General features: G+C 67.7%; 7 protein-coding genes. 4 read left to right on the top strand and 3 right to left on the bottom strand.

What is annotated here, in order from left to right; translation table 11 throughout:
• From ACFP9U_RS22835 to ACFP9U_RS22820, 4 genes are all read left to right on the top strand, one after another.
• A partial coding sequence (locus ACFP9U_RS22835) for a sugar-binding domain-containing protein (protein ID WP_378624981.1) occupies positions 1–509 on the top strand: 509 nt, incomplete at its 5' end.
• A 97-nt stretch (positions 510–606) separates the two neighbouring features.
• Positions 607–1536: a deoxyribose-phosphate aldolase gene (deoC, locus tag ACFP9U_RS22830; protein WP_378624982.1), complete on the top strand. Its 930-nt coding sequence runs from the start codon at positions 607–609 to the stop codon at positions 1534–1536.
• A 12-nt stretch (positions 1537–1548) separates the two neighbouring features.
• A complete protein-coding gene (locus ACFP9U_RS22825) occupies positions 1549–3909 on the top strand; it encodes an aldehyde dehydrogenase family protein (protein WP_378624979.1) in 2361 nt (786 codons plus the stop codon).
• Positions 3906–4577 (top strand): HAD family hydrolase, encoded by a 672-nt coding sequence (locus ACFP9U_RS22820; RefSeq protein WP_378624977.1) that lies wholly within the window; start codon positions 3906–3908, stop codon positions 4575–4577. Before ACFP9U_RS22825 ends, ACFP9U_RS22820 begins: the two co-directional genes overlap by 4 nt.
• Positions 4578–4581: 4 nt before the next feature.
• On the opposite strand, the gene ACFP9U_RS22815 is transcribed toward ACFP9U_RS22820, so the two are convergent.
• From ACFP9U_RS22815 to ACFP9U_RS22805, 3 genes are all read right to left on the bottom strand, one after another.
• Complete coding sequence (locus tag ACFP9U_RS22815; protein ID WP_322449786.1) at positions 4582–5466, bottom strand: MurR/RpiR family transcriptional regulator; 885 nt, start codon at positions 5464–5466, stop codon at positions 4582–4584.
• 16 nt (positions 5467–5482) lie between these two features.
• Positions 5483–6355 carry an MBL fold metallo-hydrolase gene (locus tag ACFP9U_RS22810; protein ID WP_378624975.1) on the bottom strand — a complete coding sequence of 291 codons (873 nt, stop codon included), beginning with the start codon at positions 6353–6355 and terminating at the stop codon, positions 5483–5485.
• Positions 6342–6891, bottom strand: a 550-nt coding sequence (locus ACFP9U_RS22805; RefSeq protein WP_378624973.1) for an NAD(P)-dependent oxidoreductase, incomplete at its 5' end; no start/stop codon positions are given. The genes ACFP9U_RS22805 and ACFP9U_RS22810, both read right to left, overlap by 14 nt.

Raw genomic sequence — 6891 nt, 5'->3', positions numbered from 1 at the left:
AGGCCGGCGGCCACAACGAGGTGGCCGAAACCTTCGCGCGCAAGGGCAACGGGCGGTTCGTCCCGCTGCCCGTCCCCGCCATCGTCGGCGAGCGCGCCACACGGGAAGTCCTGGAGAAGGACCGCATCGTGGCGGACGTGCTGCAGCGCGCCCGCTCGGCAGAGCTCCTGTGCTTCTCGATGGGCGCGCTCAACGAGCACTCCGCGCTTCTGCTTTCCGGCAACATCCTGCACAAGGAACTCGACAAGCTCCTGCGCGCGGGGGCGATCGGCGACGTGCTGGGCCGTTTCATCGACAGGCGCGGTGCGATCGTCGACCAGGAACTCGACCAGCGCACCATCGGCCTGTCCTTTTCGGAACTGAAGCGCTGCGGGCGCGCCGTCGGTATCGCCTGCGGTACGGAAAAGCACGATGTCGTCCTCGGCGCCCTGCGCGCCGGACTGATCAACGTCCTCGTCACCGACGAGGCGACGGCAACCTATGCATTGGAGCATGTTCATGACCGTTGACGCGCAAGAGAACCGCGCCGGGTCGAGCGGCCCGGCCGCCACCCACGCCCTCCGGGCCGCCGACTCCGGCACCGGCGGGCACGCACGCAATCCGGGAATGGCGCTGACGCCGGCCATGTTCGAGGGCCACGGCGTAAACCTCAGCGCCACCCGGCAAAGGGCCGCCACGCTGACCACGCGGCGGACGGTCAAGAAGCTCCACCAGGCGGCCTGGCTTGTGAATGCCGTGCGCTGCATCGACCTGACGACGCTTTCGGGCGACGATACCGAGGGACGGGTGAAGCGGCTCTGCGCCAAGGCGCGCAACCCCCTGGCGCAGCACCTCAAGGAGGGGCTGGGGATTGCCGGCATGCCGCTCACCACCGGCGCGGTCTGCGTCTATCCGACCATGGTCGCCCATGCCGTCAAGGCGCTTCGCGGCACGGACATCCCGGTCGCCTCCGTCGCCACCGGCTTTCCCGCGGGCCTGATGCCGCTGAAGCTCAGGCTCGAGGAGATCCGCTACGCCGTCGGCGAAGGCGCCGGCGAGATCGACATCGTGATCACCCGCGAGCACGTCCTCAAAAACGACTGGGCAGCGCTCTATGACGAGGTCGCCGCCATGCGGGAGGCCTGCGGCAAGGCGCATCTGAAGGCCATCCTCGCCACGGGTGATCTCAAGACGCTGCGCAACGTCTACGCCGCTTCGATGGTCGCCATGCAGGCGGGCGCCGACTTCATCAAGACCTCCACCGGCAAGGAAAGCGTGAACGCCACCCTGCCTGTCAGCCTCGTCATGGTCCGTGCGCTGCGGGATTACGGCGAGATGACCGGCCACAGGATCGGCTTCAAGCCCGCCGGCGGCATCAAGAGCGCCAAGGAGGCGCTCGCCTGGCAGATCCTCATGAAGGAGGAGCTCGGACGCCCCTGGCTGGAGCCCGACCTGTTCCGCTTCGGCGCCTCGTCGATGCTGGCCGACATCGAACGGCAACTCGAACATTACGTCACCGGACGCTACGCCGCCTTCTCGCGCCACGCGCTCGCCTAGGGACTGAAGGACATGACAGAGATCAAGGATATCCTGAGAACCATGGATTACGGCCCCGCCCCCGAGGATGCCGGCATCGTCACCGCCTGGCTGGAACGGCACAAACAAGGCTTCGGCCATTTCATCGACGGCGCCTTCACCAGGCCCGGCGAAACGTTTGCGGTGACGAACCCCGCCACGGGCAAGGCGCTGGCGAACGTCACCCAGGGCAGCGGGGCCGACATCGATGCGGCGGTGAAGGCCGCGCGCGCAGCGCAGCCCAGATGGGCCGCGCTGTCGGGCCACGAACGCGCGGCTCATCTCTATGCGCTGGCCCGGCACGTGCAGCAGCATTCGCGTTTCCTCGCCGTGCTCGAAAGCCTCGACAACGGCAAGCCGATTCGCGAAAGCCGCGACATCGACGTGCCGCTCGTCGCGCGGCACTTCTATCATCATGCGGGATGGGCCGAACTGGTGGAGGACGAGTTTCCCGGCGCCAGGCCCGTCGGCGTCTGCGGGCAGATCATCCCGTGGAACTTCCCGCTCCTCATGCTCGCCTGGAAGGTCGCGCCGGCGCTCGCCGCCGGCAACACCGTGGTGCTGAAGCCGGCGGAGTACACCCCGCTGACCGCACTGGCCTTCGCCGAAATCGCCGCCGAATGCGGCCTTCCGAAAGGGGTGATGAACATCGTCACCGGCGACGGCGAGACGGGAGCCGCCATCGTTTCCCACGACGACATAGACAAGATCGCCTTTACCGGTTCCACCGAGGTCGGGCGGACGATCCGCCGGCAGACGGCCGGATCGGGCAAGAGCCTGACCCTCGAACTGGGCGGCAAGTCGCCCTTCGTGGTCTTCGCCGACGCGGATCTCGACGCGGCGGTCGAAGGCGTCGTCGATGCGATCTGGTTCAACCAGGGCCAGGTGTGCTGCGCCGGGGCGCGCCTGCTCGTTGCCGAATCCGTCGCCGCGCGGTTCGAAACGCTTCTCAAAGCGCGCATGGACGATCTGCGCGTGGGCGATCCGCTCGACAAATGCACCGATGTCGGCGCCATCGTGCACCCGGTTCAGCTCGAGCGAATCAAGAGCCTCGTCGCGCAGGGCGCGGCCGAGGGCGCCAGGCTGCATCAGGTGGGCGCGCCCGAAGGCTGCTTCTATCCGCCGACGCTGGTGACCGAGGTCGCACCGGCCTCGATCCTTTCCATCGAGGAGATCTTCGGTCCGGTCGCCACGCTGACCACCTTTCGCACGCCCGACGAGGCGGTGGCGCTCGCCAACAACACGCGCTACGGCCTCGCCGCCTCGGTCTGGTCGGAAAACGTGAATCTCTGCCTGGACGCCGCCGCGCAGATCAAAGCCGGCGTCGTGTGGATCAACTGCACCAACGTGCTCGATGCCGGCGCGGGCTTCGGCGGCTACCGTGAATCCGGCTTCGGCCGCGAAGGCGGACGCGAAGGCATGACGGCCTATCTCGCTCACCCCCGGCCGGCGGCGAAGAAGGGCGAGGCCGCCCTGCCGGAGCCCGACCCCTCGCCCGCCGCACAGGGCGAGGCCAAAGGCATCGACCGCACCGCCAAGCTCTATGTCGGCGGCAAGCAGGCGCGGCCGGACTCGGGCTATTCCTACGCGGTGATGGGGCAGAAGGCGTCCGTGGGCCTTGCCGGATACGGCAACCGCAAGGACATCCGCAACGCCGTCGAGGCGGCGAACAAGGCGGGCGGCTGGGGCAAGGCCACGGGGCACAATCGCGCCCAGGTGCTCTACTATCTGGGCGAAAATCTTTCCGTGCGCGCCGCCGAGTTCGCGGACCGGCTGCGCAGCTTCGGCGCGTCGAAGGATGCCGCCCGGCGCGAGGTCGAAACGTCGGTCCGCCGCTGCTTCTGGTACGCGGCACAGGCCGACAAGTTCGACGGCATGGTGCACCAGACCAAGACGTCGAACGTGACGCTTGCCATGCACGAACCGCTCGGCACGATCGGCATCGCCTGCCCGCTCGCCCATCCGCTGCTCGGATTCGTCTCCACGGTGCTGCCGGCCATCGCCATGGGCAACGCGGTCGTGGCGATCCCTTCGCAGGCGCACCCGCTCGCGGCGACGGACTTCTATCAGGTGCTCGACACGTCCGATGTGCCGGGAGGGGTGGTCAACATCGTCACCGGGCCGCGGGATGCCCTGTCCAAAACCCTCGCCCAGCACGACGACGTGGCCGGGATGTGGTACTTCGGCAGCGACGCCGGCTGCGCGATGGTCGAGGCCGAAAGCGCAGGCAATCTCAAGCAGACCTGGGTCGAGAACGGTGCGGCGCGCGACTGGACCGGCAGAGAGGGCCAGGGCCGCAGCTTCCTGCATCGTGCGACACAGGTGAAGAATATCTGGGTTCCCTACGGCGAATGATTCTTTTCGATTGCGACGGCGTGCTGGTGGACAGCGAGATTCTGTCCTGCGGCACCGATGCCCACCTGATGAGCGAAGCCGGTCATCCGATCACCGCGGAGGATCTCATACAGCGTTTCATCGGCCACCCGAAAAAGGCGATCTGGGCCGCACTCGCCGAGGAGCGCGGCAAGCCCTGGCCCGAGGGACTTCTGGAGCGGGCCGAAACGTTGCTGATGGAACGGCTGAGGACGGAGCTGGAGCCCGTCGAAGGGGTTGCCGCCGCCGTGTCGGCCATTCCGGGGCCGCGCGCCGTCGCCTCTTCCTCGTCGCTGGCGAAGCTCGACGTGGCACTCACCCGCTGCGGGCTGCGCGACGTCTTCGCGCCGCACATCTATTCAGCCGAGCAGGTCGCCCGCGGCAAGCCGGCGCCGGACGTCTTCCTCTTCGCCGCCTCGCAGGTGGGCGCCGACCCGCAGGACTGCATCGTTATCGAGGACAGCGTGGCTGGCGTCCAGGCGGCGAGAAAGGCCGGGATGCGGGTCGTCGGCTTCACCGGCGGGCGTCACAGCTACCCGAGCCACGGCGACCGGCTGATGGAGGCCGGCGCCGTCCATGTCGTTAGGCATATGCGCGAGCTGCCCGATTTCGTGGCGTTTTTGCGCCGGAACGCGTTGCCGGCGGCGTGACCCGTCAAAAGGCTTCATTCTTGCGCATCTGGCTGAGGTAGCGCTTCATGCGCACCAGCCGCTGGTTGTGCGGCTTGCCGAGGCGCCGCGCGACAAGCGTCGACAGGATGTCGGCCGCCACGAGCGCGGCGATGCGCGAGGTCGTCGGCGTGAACAGATCGGTGTTGTCGAGCGTCTCGACATTGATCACCACGTCGGAATAGTCGACGAGCGCGGTCTGGGTCGATCCGGTGATCGAAATCACGCGCGCGCCCTGCTCCCGCGCCAGCCGGGCAAGCTCGACGATCGACAGCGTGCCGCCCGTATTCGAGATCGCCACGGCGACCGAGCCGCGCTTCATCATCGACGCCGCCATCAGCTGCTGGTGGCTGTCCATCGTCGCATTGCACGGGATGCCGAAGAGCGGGAACTTCTGCTGCAGGTCCTGGGCCACGATGGCCGAGGCGCCGAAGCCGAAGAACTCCAGGTGGTTCGCCTCCAGGATCAGGTCCACGGCGGCGTTCATCTGGGTCATGTCCAACGCCTTGCGGGCCCAGTCGAGCGAGGTGATGGTGTAGTCGAATATCTTCGAGGCCACCTCCTCGGGGCTGTCCTCGTCGGTGATCGCCGAATGCGTCGCGGGAGTTCCGAGCGCCAGGCTCTGGGCGAGGCGGATCTTGAGGTCCTGAAAGCCCTCGCAGCCGATGGCGGTGCAGAAACGGATCACCGTTGGCTGGCTCACCTCGGCGATCTGCGCGGTCTCGGCCACGGTCGCGTTGAGGATGCGATGCGGATCGCTCAACAGCGCGTCGGCGACCTTCCTGTCGGACTTGCGCAGGTCGGGCCGCACGGTCCGCACCACTTCGAGGATGTTCCGGTTGGTCAGAAGCTGCGGATCGTTGATGTTCATGCGGTCACCTTTCCGGTCAGGACACGACCGGCTGCACCCTGTAGCTGACGCCGAGACGCGCCGCCTTTAGGTATACGCTCTCTTCATGGCGGGCAAACCTCCCAATCGTCTCCCGCGGCACCGTATTGAAGGCGAAGAGATCGAAATGATGCGCGATGACGGTGCCGATCCCTGTCGCACGGGCGAGCGCAACCGCCTCGCCCACATCCATGTTGCCCGGCACCCCATTGGCGGCGCGGAAGGCGTCTCGTCCGTTCACCGGCAAGAGCGCCAGGTCGGCGCGCAACGCGGCCACCTCCTCCGCCTGGCCCGGGAAGGGAACCGTGTCGCCGGAATGAAAGATGCGGCGGCCGCACAAATCCACCGCCATGCCGAGAAAGAGGTGGCGGCCGTCCGCGTCACGTTCGAGGCTCTCATGCGCGGCGCGGGTAACCGTCAGGACGAGGCCGGGGAGCGGCTCGCGCCTCTCGCCGGCGTCCACCGCCACCAGCCGTTCCTCCGCGATGCCCGACCGCTCCAGGGCCTTTTCGCGGGCAGAGGCCGGCGCGACCAGCACGGCTTGCGGGTTTGCCGCCATCAGTGCCGGCAGGGTGCCTGGGTCGAGATGGTCCGTATGGGCATGCGTTGAAAGCACCGCGTCGACATGGGCGATACCGTCGGCAGTGACGGGCGGTGGCATCATCCGAATGTGCGGAAAGCGCGTGCCCCGGTATTTTTCGGCCAGGCTCTCGGAAAGATAAGGGTCCACCACAAGCCGCCGCCCCGCCCCTTCGATGACGAAACCCGCCTGCCCCAGCCAATAGAGTCTGAGAGCCTCACCCGGAGGACGCGCCATCCGGGCGGGCAGATCCTCACACACCTCTTCCGTGATGACTTCAGGCGGACGCATTTTGCACCGCCAGATGTTTCAGGAGATTCTCCACCGCCGCCTCGGTGGCACGTGTCACGCTGCCATCGGTGAAGCCGCCGATGTGGCTCGTGGCGATCACGCGGGGATGCGCCGACAGGCGTTTGTCGCGCGGCGGCTCCTCCGCAAAGACATCCGTCGCGTAGCAGCCGAGCCTCTCCGCCTCCAGCGCGGCGACCACCGCCGCGTCGTCGATGAGGCCGGCCCTTGCGGTGTTGACCAGGATCGCGCCGGGGCGCATCTCTTCCAGAATGGCGGCATCGATCATCGGCAACCCGGAAGACGTCATCGGGCAGTGCAGCGTCACGATCCCGGCGGCGCGCAGGAGTTCATCGAGCGGCACGTAGCGTACGCGTGCCGCAAGCGCGCCGAGTGCGGGCTCCATCGGATCGTGGGCAAGCACCTCGGCACCCATGGCGACCATAACCGAGGCGACGCGGCGCCCGATCGCCCCCATGCCGACAATGCCCACGGTCGTGCCTTCCACCTCGCGCCCGCGAAGCCGGGGCCAGCCGCCG

It is taken from the genome of Nitratireductor sp. GCM10026969 (assembly GCF_042660605.1).
Taxonomy (GTDB): Bacteria; Pseudomonadota; Alphaproteobacteria; order Rhizobiales; family Rhizobiaceae; genus Chelativorans.
This window is presented reverse-complemented; position numbering and strand designations above follow the sequence as displayed.